The organism is Pirellulimonas nuda (assembly GCF_007750855.1).
GTDB lineage: Bacteria > Planctomycetota > Planctomycetia > Pirellulales > Lacipirellulaceae > Pirellulimonas > Pirellulimonas nuda.
The window spans coordinates 1,985,623-2,002,550 of sequence record NZ_CP036291.1; the positions used below are offsets into that span (position 1 = coordinate 1,985,623).

Consider the following 16,928-nt stretch of genomic DNA (forward strand, 5'->3'; position numbering starts at 1 on the left):
GTCGGCTGCTAATAGGCGTTTTCGCGGTCCTTCCTGGTCGCTTGACCGCCCATGGGGTTGCTGTTCAGACTTTACCACTACCACCCTCCCCACCCGCACGACCACGCTATCCGCCATGAAGCACTTATCCTTGCTTGCTTTGATGCTGACATGCGTCCCCACGATGGCCGAAGACTGGCCCCAATGGCGAGGCGCCCACCACGACGGCGTGTCGGCTGCTAAGGGCGTGGCCACGACCTGGGGCTCCGACGAGAACATCGCGTGGCGACTCCCCCTGCCGGGCCCCGCCGGCTCGACCCCCGTGGTCGCGGGGGGCAGGGTTTTCTTAACGAGCGTCGACGAGGCCGACCTGGTGCTGCTCGCCTTCTCGACCGACGGCCAGCAGCAATGGCGACGGGTCGTGGGCAAGGGCAACCGCGACATGCGCGGCGACGAGGGCAACTTTGCTTCCCCCTCGCCGGTGACCGACGGCCGGAGCGTGGCCTGCCTGTTCGGGCAGGGGACGCTCGCCTGCTTCTCCGCAGAAGGCGAGCCGAAGTGGGAGTTCAACATCGAGGACCGCTACGGGAAGCTGGACATCCAGTTCGGCTACGCCTCGACCCCGGTGCTCCACGACGGCCGGCTGTACCTGCAGATGATCCACGGCGAGGGGGACCCCGACACAAACGAGGCCCAGGTGTTCTGCCTCGATTTCGAAACCGGCGAAGAGGTGTGGCGGTGCGAGCGGCTCACCGGCGCCAAGGCGGAGTGCGAGCATTCCTACGCCTCGCCCACGATCTACTCGCCCCCGGGCGCCGCGCCGCTGCTGCTCACCCACGGCGGCGACTTCCTGGTGGCGTACACGCTGGACGGCAAGGAGGCCTGGCGGCTGGGCGGGTTCAACGATGAGGGACGCTACCACCCCACGCTGCGTTTCGTCTCCTCTCCCGCGGTGGGCGACGGCTTGATTGTCGTGCCCAGCGCCAAGCGCGGCGCGGTGGTCGCCGTGAGCCCGGGGGGGAGCGGCGAGGTCGCGGGCACGAGCCACGAGCTCTGGCGGATGCCCCAAGGGACCCCCGACGTGCCGTCGCCGCTGATCTACGACGGGCTGGTGTACCTGTGCCGCGAAGACGGCGTGTTGACGTGCGTCGAAGCCCAAACCGGCGACGAGGTGTACACCCGCCGGCTGCAGAGCGACCGCTACCGCTCCTCGCCGGTGGGGGTCGATGGCAAGGTCTATTGCTGCTCCCGCAAGGGGGTGGTCAGCGTGATCCGCGCGGGGCGGGAGTTTGAACTGCTCGCCAAGAACGACCTCGGGGAAGCAGTGTCGTCGTCGCTGGCGATTGCCGATGGGGTGATCTATCTGCGGACGTTCGACGCGCTGTACGCGATCGCGGACGGAGACTGAACGCGAGGCGGTGCCGACCGCCCCATAGCTGCCGACCTATGGTCGGCGCGGTGTTCATCACTCTCGTTCGCGCCGACCATAGGTCCGCGGCTATTGGTGCTAGAACCCTGCGAGCGCTTCGCCCGCCAGACGCGCCAGTCGGGGCTGCTCGGAGTGGGAGAGTTGCTCGAGCGCGGGGCGTGACGACGCCGCGCCGATCCGCCCTAGCGCCCAGCAGGCGCGCTCGCGGACCGCCAGCGGCGCCCGGCTTTGGGCGGTTTCAACGAGCTTGCTGACCGAGGCCGAGGCCCGTTCGCCGGCGCGGCCCAGCAGCGTCGCACACCAGTAGGCGCAGTCGGCGTCGGCCGAGCTGAGGCGGTCGGTCAGCGGGCCGAGTGCTTCGTCACGCGGCGGACCCAGCTTCTCTAACGCCGCAACGCACCAGGCGCCGGCGTCTGCGTCGGAGGCGCACAGGGCCAGGGTCTCGGCCGCGGGGGCCGCGGATTCGCCCATCCTCGCCAGCGACTCGGCCGCGGCGGCCCGTTCTTCCGGCGATCCGTTCATCAACCGGTCGGTCAGCATCTCGAGGGTCATCGCGGCGCATCCGTGTCTGAGAAAGGGGGGCGAGCAGAAGCGTCAGTCGATCGGCGACAACCGGCCGTCGTCGAGCCGCATCCGGCGTGCCATTACGGCCGCCAGCTCCTGGCTGTGGGTGACGACCACCAGCATCGTCTCTTGCTGGCGAGACATCTCCAAGAGCAGTTCGCCCACATTCTCCGCGCTCTGGCGGTCGAGGTTGCCGGTCGGCTCGTCCGCCAGCAGCAGGGCAGGGCGGTTCACCAGCGCCCGGGCCAGGGCGGCGCGTTGGCGTTCGCCCCCGGAAAGCTCCGCCGGGCGGTGGGTCAAGCGATCGCCCAACCCTACACGGTTCAACAGCGCCTCGGCCTGCTGGCGGTCTGCGTCGCTCGAGCCACCCGCCGCCAGCTTGGGTACGAGCACGTTTTCCAGCACCGTGCACTGCGGGAGCAGGTAGTGGTCCTGGAAGACAAACCCGACCCGCTCGTTGCGGAACCGGGCAAGGCCGGGCTCGTCCAGCGTGAACGGGTCGACGCCATCGAGTTCAACCCGACCGGCGGTCGGCGGGTCGAGCGCCCCCAGGATCGATAGCAGCGTGCTCTTGCCCGAGCCGCTAGGACCGACAATCGCCAAGCTGTCACCCGGCTCCATCGCCAGCGTGGCGCCGCGCAGCACCACAAGCGGCTCGCCGGGCGTGGGGTACTGTCGAGAGACGTCCTGAACTGAGAGGCCCATAACGTTGTAGGGTGCACGAAGTGCACCTCGCCTTGCAAGGAGCGGTTGGCCCGTCGGCTGGGCGCAGGGCGGGCGCCCTAGGGCTCGACGAACGGACGCAGCAACGCCGCGATGTCTTCGGGGATCGCCGTGGGCCGAAGCGGCTTGTCCGGCTCAACGTGGCAGCAGACGCTTGTCATCCGGCCCTCGGCGACCGGGGCGCCGTCTCGGGTGATCCGGAACCGGTAGCCGATGCTGGTGCGGCCCAGCTTGGCGATGGTGACGCAGAAATCGAGCTCTTCTTCGCAGCGAGCCGGCGACTGGTAGTCGCAGGCGGCGCTTACCCGCGGGAAGCTCAGGTGGCGTCCCTGGCGTCGGTCGTAGATGCTCAAGCCGAGGCTGCGGAACAGGGCGTGCTCCGCGGCCTCCATGTAGCGGAAGAAGGCCGAGAAATGGGCGATGCCGGCCATGTCGGTATCGGCAAACTCTACCCTGCGGCGCGTGGTGAAAGTCTCGGCCACGGTGCGCCCTCTTGCGAGACGATGCGCCGCGAGCGCAACGATACGCTGGCCGCGGCCGGGTCAAAGCACAAACGAGTCGCCGCGGCACTCAGTCGCCGCCGCACTCAGTCGCCAACGTAGGGCATCAGGCCCATGAACCGGGCCCGCTTGATCGCCTTGGCGACCGCGTGCTGGCTGGCGGCGTGGCAGCCGCTCTTGCGCCGGCTGACGATCTTGCCGTGACGGTTGGTGAGCTTGGCGAGCAGTTCCAAGTCCTTGTAGTCGACGTACATCGGCCGAGGCTTTACGCCATCGACGAACAAGGGGTCTCTCTTGGCGGCTTTGATTTGCTTGCGACGCTTCACGGCAGACTCGACTCAGCGGTTTTCGGGATCGAACGTTACGGGGCCTCGCAGAATAAGCGATCGGGGGTTGGCTGGGAAGCCTACCCGCCGCCGCTGCACGACTGCCTGGCAATCGCTAAACTCCGTGGGACCGCCCGGGACGGCCCGCCGTGCGGCCTCCAGGGCGACGCCGCCGCACCCGCTTCCGGGGGCAGAATCAACGGAATCACGCAGATGCCAGCCGCTCCGCACCGCTCTGAGATCGTCGCCGGGGCGCACACCGTGGTCGCCAAGGTGGGGACCCGCGTGCTCACGGCGCCGGACGGTTCGCTCGACGTGGCTCGGATCGAGTCGCTCGCCGGCCAGCTCGCGGCGCTCGCGGACGCCGGGCGGCGCGTGGCGTTGGTCTCCAGCGGGGCGGTCGGCGCCGGGGTAGGGCGCCTCAAGCTCCCCGGCCGGCCCAGCGGGTTGGCGCAGCTTCAGGCGGTCGCCGCGGTTGGCCAGAGCCGCCTGATCGAGGCCTACAACGGGGCCCTGCAGTCCCGCGGCAGGCACGCCGCCCAGGTGCTGCTGACCGCAGACGACCTGAACGACCGCGCACGCTACCTGAACGTCCGGAACACGCTCACCGCCCTGTTCGAGTACGGGGCGATCCCCGTGATCAACGAGAACGACACCGTGCGGGTCGACGAGCTGCAACGCACGGTGGGGGACAACGACCGCCTGGCCGCCGTGGTGGCCAACCTGCTGCGGGCGCCCCTGTTGGTGCTGCTGTCCGACGTCGAGGGGCTCTACGACCGCGCCCCCGACGACCCCGACGCCCGCCTGCTTCCCACGGTGGACAACGTAGAAACGGTCCGATCGCTGGCCGTGGCGTCCCCGGCCGGGGTGATGTCCCGCGGCGGCATGGCCAGCAAGCTGGAAGCGGCGCGGCTGGTTACCGCGGCGGGCGAGAACGCCATTATCGCGAACGGCCGGCGGGAGAACGTGCTGGTGGACCTGCTGGCCGGTAAGCCGATCGGCACGCTCTTCGTGGCCCAAGGCGGCTCGGTCAGCAGCCGCAAACGTTGGCTCGGCTCGACGGCCCAGCCGAGCGGGCGGCTGACGCTCGACGCGGGGGCGTGCCGCGCCGTGACCGAGCGGGGGTCGAGCCTGCTGGCGGTGGGGATTTCGGCCGTCGACGGGGGTTTTGACAAAGGGGACTTGGTCGCGCTGTGCGACGGGGCGGGCTCGGAGGTCGCTCGGGGGCTGGCCAACTACTCGGCGGACGAGATCCGCCGGATCGCCGGCCACGGCAAAGACGAGATCGCCCAGATCTTGGGGCACTGCCCCTACGACTCCGTCGTGCATCGCGATCACCTCGCCCTGGTGCGCTAGGCCCCCCGTGCGGGCCGCGGAACGCCGCCGGCCTGACCGGGCAAGAATCCGTGGGTTGGCTTTGAGCTGCGCAAGGTGCATAATCCGGGCTAAATGTAGCGATGGCGGCGATTTTGCGATCGACTAGCGTGTGCGTTGTCCCGCTACAGCCCCGAAAGTCGGTGCGTTAGGTCTGCTCGGTTTGCCGACAGTAACCATACGGAAGTTGCATGCACCAACGATCGCCCGAGCCCCACAACCTCGCGATGGAAGCCACCGCCCAGCCACCTACCGAATCGCAGGGCGGGCTGCCGGTGACGGAGGGTTCTTTCGCCGACCTGTCGAAGGACATGTTCGTCGGCATCCGGGAGCTGCACCGTCGGCACGGGCCGATCGCGGCGTTGGACGACGCGGGCCTGCGGATCATTTTCCTCTTCGACCCGCAGTACAACCGCCAGGTGCTGTCGGACGCGAACACGTTTCACGCCCGGTTCTTCGGCATCCGCGGGCCCAAACGCTCCAGCCAACGCCGGCTCACCTGCGGGCTGCTGGCAATGAATGGCGAGCAGCACCGCCGCAACCGGCGGATGCTGAAGGAGCCGTTCGGGCTCAAGACGATCGCCACCTACCGCCCGGCGATCGCCGCGCTGGCCCGTCAAGCGGCCGACGAGTTGGCGCCGGGGCGCTCGGTCGACATGAACGAAGAAATGACGCGCTACATGCTGCGCGTCACCAGCTCGATCCTATTCGGGCTGGACGAGCCGAAGATGGCCTACGAACTGGGCGAGATGATCGCCAACTGGGTGTCGCAGTTGCACGACATCGGGGTCGGGGCGCTGGCGCCCGACGCGGGTTTCACGGCCGGCTATGAGCACCTGTTGGGGTACGCCCAGGAGCTGGAAGGCCGCGTGATGGAGATGATCAGCCGCCGCCGGAAGGACCCGGGGCAGGCCAACGACGTGCTGTCGATCTTGGTGCGGATGCACGACGAGCAAGGGGGCCTGAGCGACGAAGAGCTGGTGGGCCAGAGCTGCGTGCTGTTCGGCGCCGCGCACATGACGACCGCCCACTCGCTTACCTGGACCCTGTTCTTGCTGGCGCAGCACCCCAGCGTGTTGCGAGAGCTCCTCGGCCAGCTCCCGCCCGATGAACAGGCGGGGGACGAGGTCCGCGAGGTCGACCCCAGCGCGCTGCTCGAGCGGGTGGTGCGGGAGAGCATGCGGGTGCTGCCCGCGAGCGCCTACTCCCAGCGGATCACCTCGGAGTTTGTGCGGGTCGGTCCGTTTGATCTGGCCCCGGGGACGCCCATCGTCTTTACGCCGCTGGTGACGCACCACCTGGCCTCCACGTTCCCAGAGCCAGAACGTTTCCTCCCCGATCGATGGCTGCAGGCCAAGCCCTCCGCCTACGAGTACCACCCGTTCGGCGCCGGGCCGCGGATGTGCATCGGCGGCCCGATGGCCATGGAGGTGATCCGCACCAGCCTGCCGATCTTGCTGCGGCGGTTCGGGATGCGGGTCCCTGCCGGGAGCGATGTCTCTGCCGAAGTGCGTTCGACCATGCTCAACCCGCAGTACGGCATGCCGATGGAGCTGCTGGAACCGGGCGCCGCCCAGGCGAACCCCGTCCGGGGGAACGTGAACGAGCTGGTTGACCTTGTCGAGGCCGTGGATCGTTGAGCGGCCGCGTTGCGGCTTTGGCGGGGGGCTACGCTGGCGCGTCGCCAGGCGATAGTCTGAAGCCCCCCACCCAGCCCCCGCCCCCCTGCGCGACGGCCGATGAGTGAGCTCCACCATGAATGCGGCGTCGCCGCTATCTATCACCTGCCGGGGACGCCGCGCAGCCCCCTTTGTCCCTCCCACGGACCGAGCGAGGCGTCTCGGCTGATCCCGCGGATGCTGCTGGACATCCAGAACCGCGGCCAGCTCTCGGCCGGGATGACCAGCTACGACCCGGACCGCGACGAGCTGCTGGCCACGCACCGCGACCTGGGGAGCGTGACCGAGGCCTTCCGGCTGAGCCACCGGGGCAAGGCCGAGGCGTTGATGACCCGCTACGCGGGCCCGGCCGCTATCGGGCACGTCCGCTACGCCACGTGCGGCAAGGACGACCTCAGCTACGCCCAGCCGTTTGAGTCGCCGCACATCAAGCGGCGCAAGTGGTTCAGCTTCGCCTTCAACGGCCAGCTCGCCAACTTCGCGGAGCTGCGCGATCGGCTGCTGCGCGAGGCGGACCACCACATCGTACGCGCCACCGACACCGAGGTGCTGATGCACGAGATCGGTCGCGAGATGTCGGGCGACCTGCGGCCCACCCTGCTGGAGATCATGCGCAACATCGCCAAGCGGATCGACGGCGCCTACAGCCTGGCGCTGGTGAACGCACTCGGAGAGATGATCGTGGCGCGCGACCCGATGGGCATCAAGCCTGTTTCGTACGCGTTCGACGGCGCGATGTTCGCCGCGGCCAGCGAGAGCGTGGCGCTGCTAAACCTCGGCTTCGATTCGCATCAGATCTTGTCGCTGGCGCCGGGCGAGGCGGTCACCGTGACGCCCGAGGGGCTCTCGGTCGATCGGTTCGCGGAGTCGCCGCGTCGGGCCCATTGCTTCTTTGAGTGGATCTACTTCGCCAACGTCGCCAGCACGCTGGACGACCGCAGCGTCTACCTAGCGCGCAAGTCGCTGGGAGAAGAGCTGGCCGCGTTGGAAGACCTGCCTATCGACGCGGACACGATTGTGGTGCCGGTGCCGGACACCAGCAAGTGCGCCGCAGACGCGATGGCGTTCAAGCTGGGGGTGCCGAGCGTCGAGGGGCTGATGCGGAACCGCTACGCGGGGCGCACGTTCATCGAGGGGGGCGCCGGCCGGCTCGCCAAGGCGGCCGCCAAGTACACGCCGCTCCGCGAGGTGCTGGAGGGCAAACGCGTGCTGCTGGTTGAGGACTCGATCGTCCGGTCAACGACCATGCGGGTGCTGATCGAGAAGCTCCGCTATGTGGGCGGCGCGAAAGAGATCCACGTCCGCGTCGCCTGCCCGCCGATCGTGGCGCCCTGCTTCTACGGGATCGACATGTCGACCGTGGGAGAGCTGTTCGCGCCCCCCTTCATCGCGCGGCACGGTTCAGACGTTGGGGGGGACGCCGCGGGGGCGACGTTCGCCGAGATGGCGGCGGAGCTGGGCGCCGACTCGTTGCGCTACCTGCCGATCGCGTCGATCGCGCGGGCCATCAATCGCCCGAGCGGCGAGCTGTGCCAGGCCTGCATTACCGGCGACTACCCGACGCCGTGCGGCCAGCAACTGTACGAGATCGCGCTCGGCTCGGGCAGCCCCGAGGCGGGCGGGCAGCGGACCTACGAAGCGGTGCGGGGATAATCCGGCATGGCCAAGCGGGCGTTGCGCAAACTGTTCCGGCGGCCACGCATCCGCCGCAAGGCGTTGCCGGGCGCCCCGCCGGAGCAGGTATCGGTTGAAGACGTCCAGCCGTGCAGCCTGGAGGTGTTTCAGTTCAATCAGGGTTCGTGCACAAGGTTCCACCCAGAAACGGTCGAAGAGGTCAAGCCGCTGCTTGGTGAGGGGAAGACCGTGTGGGTCAACGTCGACGGCCTGGGCGACCTGCCCGTCATCCGCCAGCTAGCCAAGCTGTTCGGCATCCACCCGCTGGCGGTAGAAGACATCGTCAACGTGCACCAGCGGTCGAAGATCGACGCCTACGAGGGGCTGCTGTACATTGTCGCGCGCATGGTGCGCCCCAGCGGACCCTTCTTGACCGAGCAGGTGAGCCTGTGCCTGGGGGACGGCTTCCTGGTGACCTTCCTAGAGGACCCGGGCGACGTGTTCGACTCGGTCCGCTCCCAGCTCAAGCAGCGCGGCAGTTTCCTGCGGAAGCACCCAACCGCCGACGTGCTGGCCTACCGGCTGATCGACGCCTCGGTGGATAGTTACTACCCGCTGCTGGAGGCGCTGGGCGATCGCTTGGACGGGCTCGAGGAGCAGCTCACCGGCAGCCCGGCGAGGGATTTCATCGCAGAGGTCCACCACCTGCGCGCCGAAATGCTGCTCGCCCGTCGGGCGATCTGGCCCCACCGCGAGATGGTCAATTCCATGCTCCGCGACGCGAACCCGCTGGTCTCCGACACCACGCGCACGTTCTTGCGCGACGTGTACGACCACACGGTGCATCTTATTGACCACGTAGAAACCTACCGCGAACTTTGCAGCGACGTCCGCGACCAGTACATGACCGCCGTCAGCAACCGGCTGAACGAGATCATGAAGGTGCTGACGGTGATCTCGACGATCTTCCTGCCGCTGTCGTTCATCGCCAGCCTGTACGGCATGAACTTCAACACCGAGAAGAGCGGCTGGAACATGCCGGAGCTGAGCTGGCGGTTCGGCTACCCGTTCGTGCTGGGGGTGATGAGCGTGATCGCGGCGGGGATGCTGTGGAAGTTCTTCCGGATGGGGTGGCTAACCACCAGCGACGGATCTGTGGAGGGCGGGGAACAGAATGGTTCGTAGCGGAAAATGGTTCCTTCGCCCCACAACGGTTGTAGAATGTAGGAAGGAGATCGCTATGGACACGCTGATTCTGGACGAGATGCTTTCCGAGCAGATACGACAGGAACGCGCCGATCGAGGCGCCGACCGCTGGGACGAGGTCTGGGACGGGGTCTACATCATGGCGCCGCTGCCGAATATTGAGCATCAAGACTTGGTCAGTCGGCTCACGTCTGCCCTCCTGGATGGGCTGACGTTTGCAGACGACTCTCGGGTCTTTGCGGGGGTGAATGTCAGCGATCGACTTGACGATTGGAAGTCAAACTACCGCTGTCCCGACGTCGCTGTGTTTCTGCCCGAGTCCAAAGCCATGGACAAGGAATCTTTTTTTCACGGAGGGCCCGATTTCGCCGTCGAGGTGGTGAGCCCGCGCGACCGATCTCGTGAGAAGCTGGACTTCTACGCGTCGGTTGGCACGACGGAGCTGCTGATCGTCGATCGAAACCCGTGGGCGCTTGAGCTGTGGCGACTGAGCGAAGACGAACTCCGCTGTACCGGGTCGGCACGGATCGACGATGGCGAACTTTCGAGCACGGTCATCCCATTCGCCTTCTCGCTGGAACTCGGAATGAAGCGAGCGGGGATCAAGGTTCGACAGACGGCCGATGGCCGATCGTGGAACGCTTGAACCGACGATAATCCGAGTCCTACGTGTACCGCACCCCCTGGTGCTCCGCCTCGAAGAACGCCGGGAGCAGCGCGTCGACCCGCAGCAGGCCGGTGCGTGTGAGTGAGATTTCGTCTTGTGCCAAGCTCAGCAGGTGGTTCTGCTCGTACTCCACCCATGCATCTTTCCAGTGATCGACGATGTCGACGCCGAACTTCTCCTCGAAGTAGCTCGGCGTGATCCGGCCCTTCTTGAGCTGCAGGATCATCTCCCGCACCAGCGCTTGATGCGTCGTCAGGGTTAACGCCCGGCCTAGCGGCAGCCGGCTGTTCTCGGGGTTCTCTGCGTCTAGTGCGCCGCAGTAGTCGTCCCACTCCGGCTTGTTTTGGTAGTGGACGCCCGAGACGTGACCGAAGCTGGCGATGCCGGTGGCCAGCAGGTCGCTGCCCCGCCACAGGTTGTCGCGGTAGCTGAACTTCACGTCCTTCGACTTGACTAAGGTGTAGGCGCTGGAGACGGAGTAGCCGTTGGCGCGGAACTGGTCGAACGCCCAGTCGACCCAGCCTCGCTTGGTGGGCCAGTCGGCGACCGGGGTCTCGATCTCGCCCCCCAGGATGTCCTTCGAGTAGACCGTGTTGAACGGGAGCTCCATCTGATAGATGGTGACGCTGTCCGGGGCGAATTCGAGCGCCTTGCGCACCGTATCCTGCCACTTGGCGTCGGTGTCGCCCACCATGCCGGCGATCAGGTCGATGTTCACGCTGTCGAACCCGGCCGCTTGGATCCAGGGCCACACCTTGTAGATCTCGGGCGACTGGTGGGCGCGGCCGTTCTGCTCCAAGATCTCGTCGTCGAAGTGCTCGACCCCTAGGCTGAGCCGTGTGACTCCGATCTCCTTGAGCGTGCCGACCTTCGCCTCGCTGAGCGTGCCGGGCTCGCACTCGAAGGTCACCTCTTCTGCCTCGTCCCACGAGACGCTTGCCTTCAGCCTGTCGACCAAGCGGAGCAGCTGCCGGCTCGAGAGGAACGAGGGCGTCCCGCCGCCGAAGTAGACAAACCGGAAGGGCCTGCCCCCCATCACCGGGAGCTGGCTCACCAGCTCGATCTCTCGGGACAGTGCGGCGCAGTACTGCTCGACCTGGCTGGCCTGCTTGTCCGTGAAGACCTTGAAGTAGCAGAACTTGCACCGCTTCCGGCAGAAGGGGATGTGCAGGTAGAGCCCCAGCGGGGTCGGGCCGTCGGGCCCCACGACGGGCGGCGCGGCCATCGCCCGCTCGACCTCGCCCACGTTCTCCGCAGACCACTGCGAGAACGGCGGATAGTTGCTGATGAAGTAGCTGCCAACGTCGGTCTTGATCGCTTCGCTTGTCATGCTGAGATTATAACCGCAGAAGGACGCGTATGAACGCGGATAGAAGTCGAACGCGCTAGGTCAATAGCTGCCGAGCTACGCCTCGGCGCGCCGCTGTTTGAACGCAACTAGTCTTTCACGCCAAAGCAATACAGCGTGCCGTCGGTGTTGGGAATGAGGATCTTTCCGTCAACCACCGCGGGCGACGCCTTGAAGCCTCCCCCCGCGTCGTACTCCCACACCTGGTCGCCCGTCTTGGCGTCCAGCAGCATCAGCCGGCCGCGGGTGGTGGCGGCGATCACGCGGTCGCCGGCGATCACCGGCGAGCTCTCGACCCCGCTCCGAGTAGCGTGCTCCCAGAGGGGCTCGCCGTCTAAGCCCAGCGCCAGCACCGCCTTGCCCTGGCTGCCGTAGGTAACGAAGCGATCGTCGACCGCGGCGGCCGAGCGGATCGACTGGCTGCGGCGGCGGTCGCGGTAGGTCCAGGCGACCTGCGGCGCGCCCCCCTTGGTCTGGATCGCGTAAAAGGTCCCGCTCTCGGCGCCAAAGTACGCGACGCCGTCGCGGATCGCGGCGGTGCTGCCGGTGGGGCCGCCGATCTCCACGGCGCCGACTTCCTGCCCCGTCGAGGCGTCGATCGTGTGCAGCTTGCCGTCGCATCCGGCCAGCAGCGCGTTGCCCTCCACCACGGTAGGCGAGCAACGCAGCGGGGCGTCGATCGAGAACCGCCAGGCCTCTTTGCCGCTCTCGAGGTCGAACGCGTATAGCGAGCCCCCTTCGGTCGTAATCAGCACTGCGCCTTGATAGAAAGCCGGGCCCGCGTAGACCTCGCTCTCGACGTTGGCGTCCCACAGGGTCTCGCCGTCGGTGGTCCGCAGGCAGCGGACGGCGCCGTTAAAGTCGCCGGCCACTAGGCGATCCCCTTGAACGCTCGCGGCGGAGAGGAAGCCGGTATCTTCAAACGACTGCTTCCACACCGGTTCCCCGTCGGACAGCCGCACCGCGTGGAACGTGCCGTCGGCGTCGCCCAGGAAGACGACGCCTCCCGCGACGACGGGCGTCCCCTCGAAAGCGGAGTCTTCGGCCCGATACTTCCAGAGCAGCTCGGGCCGGTCTGCGATCTCGGAGCGAGCAACGCCGCTCGCGGACGCATCGCCACGCGACAGGGGCCAATCTTCGGCCCGCGCGGTAAGGGGCGCCGCGGCGACCAAGAGCAACGCCAGCGCACAGGCCAGCAGTCGCCGCTCAGAAGGCCGCTTCGTAGAGTTCCAAGTAGTCATGTTCGCTCATCTCTACCGGGTTAAAGGCGCCGGTCCACTGCTTCGCGGCCTCTGCGGCAAGCTGCGGCAGCCGGTTCCGGTCGACCCCGCACTCCGACAGTCTACCCGCTAGGCCCGCGCGTTGCGCAAGCCGGCCCAGGTACTCGGCCAGCGCCACTACGGGCTCGCTGGCGTCTTCGCCGAGCTCGGCGACCAGTTCTGCGTACGCCAGCACGGCGCCGGCGTCGCGGCCGTTGTGGCGGACGATCTGCGGCAGCATTAGCGCCACCGCCTCGCCGTGCACGGTGTCAAAATTGGCGGTTAGCGGGTTGGCCAGCGCGTGGGCACCCCCGAGCATAGAGTTTTCGATCGCCAGCCCCGCAAAACAAGCCCCTTGCTGCATCCAGCCGCGGGCGACGAGGTCGGCCGGGTCGGCCAGCACCCGCTCAAAACCCCCGGTCAGCAGCCGCCATGCCTCGCGGCTAAACGCCATGGACATCTGGTTGCGTTTCTTGGTGACCAGCGTCTCCACGGCGTGGCTGATGGCGTCGAACCCCGAGAGCGCCGTGACGCGTGGGGGCTGCGTCTGCGTGAGCTGGGGGTCGAGTAGCGCGATGCGGAAGGCCGCCCGCTTGTCGCCGCACGCCATCTTGACGTGGGTCTGGGCGTCGGAGATCAGCGCAAAGGACTGCGCCTCGCTGCCGGTGCCGGCGGTGGTCGGCACGGCGATCATCGGCAGCAGATCGGCCGTGGCCTTGCCGACGCCCCAATAGTCCTGCATCCGCCCGCCGCAGGAGTAGAGGAAATTGATCCCCTTGGCGCAGTCCATGCTGCTGCCGCCGCCGATGGCGACGATCAGCTCGGGCCGAAAGTCGCGGGCCACCGTGAGGCCGGCGTCGACGTGGTCGGTCGTCGGGTTCTCGCGCAGGCCGTCGAATACTTGGGCATCGAAGCCCTCCGACACGAGCGCCTCGATCCCCCGCTGCGTGTGGCCGGCCTTCTCGATACCCGGGTCGGAAACAACAAGCACCCGATTGCCGCCGATCGACTTCGCAAGAGCCCCCAACTCCGCCACCCGGCCGGGGCCGAAGACGATGCGGGTCGGGCAATGAAAATCGAAGGAAACCATTGGGAACCGCCGATAGACGCAGATAAACGCCGATGAAACTACGGAAGCATTGAGCGATCACGAAGCAGAGTAAATGCGGATAGATACTCTATCTGCGTTCATCCGCGTCCATCGGCGGTTCCTGTTCCCTTAGGCCAATTGAATCGCCCGGCTGCGGTACAGAAACTCGATCAGGTTCCCTTCGTGCGGCTGCAGCCAGTCGAGCTTGGGCGTGGGGATCGCCCCCAGGTTCAGCCGGTCGATGTCGACCGAGCCGATCAGGTCGCGGCGGAACGCCTCGTCGCCCGTGATAGCGGTGCAGACCAGCGTCGGGCCGATGGCGCTGAGCATCTTCTCTTGCGGGCACTCAACCACGCTGACCGCGGGGAACATGTACTCCTTGTTCGCCGCGGGGGCCTCGGGGCTGGCGCAGTGCAGCACCACCGGCCGCAGGTAGGCCACCGGCGGCTTCTCGACCAAGCGGTCGCCGTAGCCGGCGGTCACGTGGGTCGTTTGCGGGTCGTCGATGTCGCGCTCCATTGCCTTCCAGATCGACGCGGCGGCGCCCTCGATCGTGAACGCGGCGAGTTGGGCGTTCTCGTCGTCCGGCGGCAGCACCTCGACCGGGCCGAGCTTCTCGGCGAGCGCCTTGGCGATCTCTTTCGTGTGCCGCGAGGCGTAGATGCTGCTGACGTTGATGCAGCTCCGGCCGCCGTTGCGCAGGGCGCTGTCGGCGAGCAGGTCGATGTGCTGCTCCCACTGATCGGCGCAATCGTCGCCGAACAGGATCTTGCTGAACCCGGGCCCGTGGACCTGGACACCAGGGTTGCCGGAGTACTGCTGCACGGTCTGAGGCCCGCCGAAGATCATGCTCCGCCGGCAACTGGCGAGGATGGCGCCTCCGATGTCGCCCCCGGCGCCCGGGTAGAGGCAGAACGCTTCGCGTGGGATCCCTGCCTCGACCATCGCGGCAAACACCCGGTAGGGCGTCCACGGCTCGCTGCTGCCGGGCTTGAGCACCAGACCCATTTGCAGCGCGATCACCGGCAGCCACAGCGTGTGCACGCCGGGCGAGTTCGAGGGGAGCACCGCGCCGAGCGCGTCGCACTGCGCCTGGTAGCTAACGGTCACCCCGCGGCCTTCTTCCCCATAGCCTCGGGCGAGGATGTTCAGATCGAGCCCGCGGGTTAGGCAGTCGAGGATTTGGTCGATGTTCTTCAGCACGAACGCGTTCTTAACGACGTTCGCCTTGCACATCGAAACCGGCATGCCGGTGGTGGCCGATTGCTGCTGGATGAAGTCGTCCGGCGATTGTTGAGAGTCGCCCACCGTGAGCGTCCCCGTCTCAAACAACTCCCCCGCACGCTTGCACGCGGCGATCAGCTCCGACGGCGACATTGCTTGCAGGGCGCGGCGGGCGTTCTTCGCCTTCTTCGCATCGCGGCGGATGATCCCCGAACCAACGGTGTGCACCTTCGCTACCGGCTCGCCGGTGTAGAAGTGATTGACCTGGTCGATCTCGAGGGACTCGTAGGGCTCGCCCCAACGGATAGCGGGTAGGGTGATCATGAGTGGTGCTGAAGAAAGTTAGGAACCGCCGATAGACGCGGATGAACGCCGATGATCTTCTTTCATGGCGCCTAGAAGTTGAGGACGACACGCTTCACTTCGATCCTGCTACGGGCGAAATTGAGCAAGAGGCAGGTAGTCAGACCGGTGGCTTTGAGGTAGTTCAAGCATTGAGCCTGGTGGATGTCATCGAGTGATTTTGCAACCTTGAGCTCGATGACCACAAGGTTCTGCACAATCAGGTCAGCCACATACTGCCCAACCAAGACGCCATCGTACCAGACATCAATTGGTCGTTGTTGCTCCACCCCAAGCCCGCGTTTTCGGAGCTCATGGGCCAGCGCATTCTCGTAAACCTTTTCCAGAAAACCGGCGCCGAGCGAATTCGCAACGGCATGGGCAGCGCCAATGATCTGCTCAGTCACAGCATCAATCTTCAATCGGCGTTCATCCGCGTCCATCGGCGGTTCCATACTAGTAGACGCCCACGGTCGTCCCCTCAGCCAATCGGCTAAACGGCCGCACGCCGCTGATGCCGTCCCAGGGGTACTTGTCGCTCGGGGGCTCGCGTTCGCCCTCGTCGCGTTCCAGGAAGCCCGGCACGAAGAATTCTTTGGTGAGGGTGGTCAGTTTGGCTCGGCCTGTTTCGCCGTAGCCGACCACGCGGTCGGTCTCGTCGAAGTCGACTACCTGCACCACCGCCCTCGGCTGCGGTGCGTGGTAGGTGATCTTGTAGCCGTTCTCTTTGGTCACCGGCTCGCTGCACGCCAGGCCCATCAGCGTATTGCCGTAGGTGGGGGTCATGTAGACGCCCGACTCTTCCGGCGGGCCGCCGAAGAGCTCTTCGACGCAAAACTTGGTCCACTGCGGGGTGAACTCGGTGCCGCCGGAGAAGATGCCGGTGATGCCGGTCTCGGGGAGGCTGCTCCCTTTTTCTTCGAGCCCCAGGCAGAGGCTCTCGATCAGCTTGGGCGTGCCGAACATGCACTTGATGTCGTGCCCGGCGCCCAGGATGGTGATCGCCTGGTCGATGCAGTGCTTCTTGTACTCCTCCAGGTGCTCCATCCAGCCCTTCTTGATGAGCTTGACCACCCACCGTGGATCGAGGTCGATGCAGAAGCAGATGCCGCCTCGCTCTTGCGCCAGGTGCTCTACCGCAAGTCGCAGCCGGCGGGGGCCGGAGGGGCCGAGCATCAGCCAGTTCGCGCCCTTTGGGAAATACTTGTCCGGCAGCGTCTCGCTAAACAGCGAGTAGTCGGTGCGGAAGTCGTCGATCGCGATCCGGCTCTTCGGGACGCCGGTGGTGCCGCCGGTCTCGAAGACGTACACGGGCTTGTCTGCCAAGCCCTTGGGGACCCACCGCCGCACGGGGCCTCCGCGGAGCCATTCGTCTTCGAAGTCCGGAAACTTGTTCAGGTCTTCAAAGCAGCGGATTTCGGTGAGCGGATCGAACTTCAGCTCGCCCCGTTTTTCTAGCCAGAAGGGGCAGCCGGTCGATTCGTGGAAGTGCCAGGCGACGGTCTCGACGGTGTGGGCGTCGAGCGCTTCTTGGGCCGCCTTGGCGCCGACGGCGGGATCGGAAGACGCGGTCATACGTGGGGCTACCGAGTGGTGGAAACAAG

At 66.6% G+C, this 16,928-nt stretch carries 16 protein-coding genes; 6 read left to right on the forward strand and 10 right to left on the reverse strand.

The features are described 5' to 3' along the window. The first annotated feature begins 115 nt into the window (after positions 1–115). Positions 116–1,387: an outer membrane protein assembly factor BamB family protein gene (locus Pla175_RS08275; RefSeq protein ID WP_145283059.1), complete on the forward strand. Its 1,272-nt coding sequence runs from the start codon at positions 116–118 to the stop codon at positions 1,385–1,387. Between the two features lie 99 nt (positions 1,388–1,486). Here the strand turns inward: Pla175_RS08275 and Pla175_RS08280 are convergent, their stop codons facing one another. From Pla175_RS08280 to rpsR, 4 genes are all read right to left on the reverse strand, one after another. Further along, positions 1,487–1,960, reverse strand: a complete 474-nt coding sequence (locus Pla175_RS08280; protein WP_145283061.1) for a HEAT repeat domain-containing protein — start codon at positions 1,958–1,960, stop codon at positions 1,487–1,489. A 42-nt stretch (positions 1,961–2,002) separates the two neighbouring features. After that, a complete protein-coding gene (locus tag Pla175_RS08285) occupies positions 2,003–2,677 on the reverse strand; it encodes an ABC transporter ATP-binding protein (RefSeq protein ID WP_145283063.1) in 675 nt (224 codons plus the stop codon). A 77-nt stretch (positions 2,678–2,754) separates the two neighbouring features. Then, positions 2,755–3,177: an acyl-CoA thioesterase gene (locus Pla175_RS08290; RefSeq protein ID WP_231954268.1), complete on the reverse strand. Its 423-nt coding sequence runs from the start codon at positions 3,175–3,177 to the stop codon at positions 2,755–2,757. A 104-nt stretch (positions 3,178–3,281) separates the two neighbouring features. Further along, positions 3,282–3,521 (reverse strand): 30S ribosomal protein S18, encoded by a 240-nt coding sequence (gene rpsR / locus Pla175_RS08295; RefSeq protein WP_231954270.1) that lies wholly within the window; start codon positions 3,519–3,521, stop codon positions 3,282–3,284. Between the two features lie 213 nt (positions 3,522–3,734). Here rpsR and proB point away from each other — a divergent pair, with 213 nt between their 5' ends. The 5 genes from proB (at position 3,735) to Pla175_RS08320 (ending at position 10,040) form a co-directional block, all read left to right on the forward strand. Next, the gene (proB, locus tag Pla175_RS08300) at positions 3,735–4,877 is read left to right on the forward strand and encodes a glutamate 5-kinase (RefSeq protein WP_145283065.1); all 1,143 of its coding nucleotides are present in this window, start codon (positions 3,735–3,737) and stop codon (positions 4,875–4,877) included. 209 nt (positions 4,878–5,086) lie between these two features. Further along, entirely contained in the window at positions 5,087–6,535 is a 1,449-nt protein-coding gene (locus Pla175_RS08305) for a cytochrome P450 (protein ID WP_145283068.1), read from the forward strand. A gap of 99 nt (positions 6,536–6,634) precedes the next feature. After that, on the forward strand, positions 6,635–8,227 hold the full coding sequence (locus tag Pla175_RS08310; RefSeq protein ID WP_145283070.1) for an amidophosphoribosyltransferase: 1,593 nt from the start codon (positions 6,635–6,637) through the stop codon (positions 8,225–8,227). Positions 8,228–8,248: 21 nt separating this feature from the next. Further along, positions 8,249–9,373, forward strand: coding sequence for a magnesium/cobalt transporter CorA (gene corA / locus Pla175_RS08315; protein WP_197527344.1), 1,125 nt, complete (start codon positions 8,249–8,251; stop codon positions 9,371–9,373). Positions 9,374–9,428: 55 nt separating this feature from the next. Next, on the forward strand, positions 9,429–10,040 hold the full coding sequence (locus tag Pla175_RS08320) for a Uma2 family endonuclease (protein ID WP_197527345.1): 612 nt from the start codon (positions 9,429–9,431) through the stop codon (positions 10,038–10,040). A gap of 19 nt (positions 10,041–10,059) precedes the next feature. Here Pla175_RS08320 and Pla175_RS08325 read toward each other — a convergent pair whose 3' ends face one another. The 6 genes from Pla175_RS08325 to Pla175_RS08350 all read right to left on the reverse strand — a co-directional run bounded on the left by Pla175_RS08325 (position 10,060) and on the right by Pla175_RS08350 (position 16,899). Further along, on the reverse strand, positions 10,060–11,391 hold the full coding sequence (locus Pla175_RS08325; protein ID WP_145283076.1) for a coproporphyrinogen-III oxidase family protein: 1,332 nt from the start codon (positions 11,389–11,391) through the stop codon (positions 10,060–10,062). A gap of 107 nt (positions 11,392–11,498) precedes the next feature. Beyond that, positions 11,499–12,650, reverse strand: a complete 1,152-nt coding sequence (locus tag Pla175_RS08330) for an outer membrane protein assembly factor BamB family protein (RefSeq protein WP_145283078.1) — start codon at positions 12,648–12,650, stop codon at positions 11,499–11,501. After that, positions 12,616–13,758 (reverse strand): iron-containing alcohol dehydrogenase, encoded by a 1,143-nt coding sequence (locus Pla175_RS08335; RefSeq protein ID WP_145283080.1) that lies wholly within the window; start codon positions 13,756–13,758, stop codon positions 12,616–12,618. Before Pla175_RS08335 ends, Pla175_RS08330 begins: the two co-directional genes overlap by 35 nt. A 129-nt stretch (positions 13,759–13,887) precedes the next feature. Beyond that, a complete protein-coding gene (locus Pla175_RS08340; protein WP_145283082.1) occupies positions 13,888–15,306 on the reverse strand; it encodes an aldehyde dehydrogenase family protein in 1,419 nt (472 codons plus the stop codon). A gap of 71 nt (positions 15,307–15,377) precedes the next feature. After that, on the reverse strand, positions 15,378–15,767 hold the full coding sequence (locus Pla175_RS08345; RefSeq protein WP_145283085.1) for a GxxExxY protein: 390 nt from the start codon (positions 15,765–15,767) through the stop codon (positions 15,378–15,380). A gap of 13 nt (positions 15,768–15,780) precedes the next feature. After that, positions 15,781–16,899, reverse strand: a complete 1,119-nt coding sequence (locus Pla175_RS08350; RefSeq protein WP_145283087.1) for a phenylacetate--CoA ligase family protein — start codon at positions 16,897–16,899, stop codon at positions 15,781–15,783. Positions 16,900–16,928: the final 29 nt, after the last annotated feature.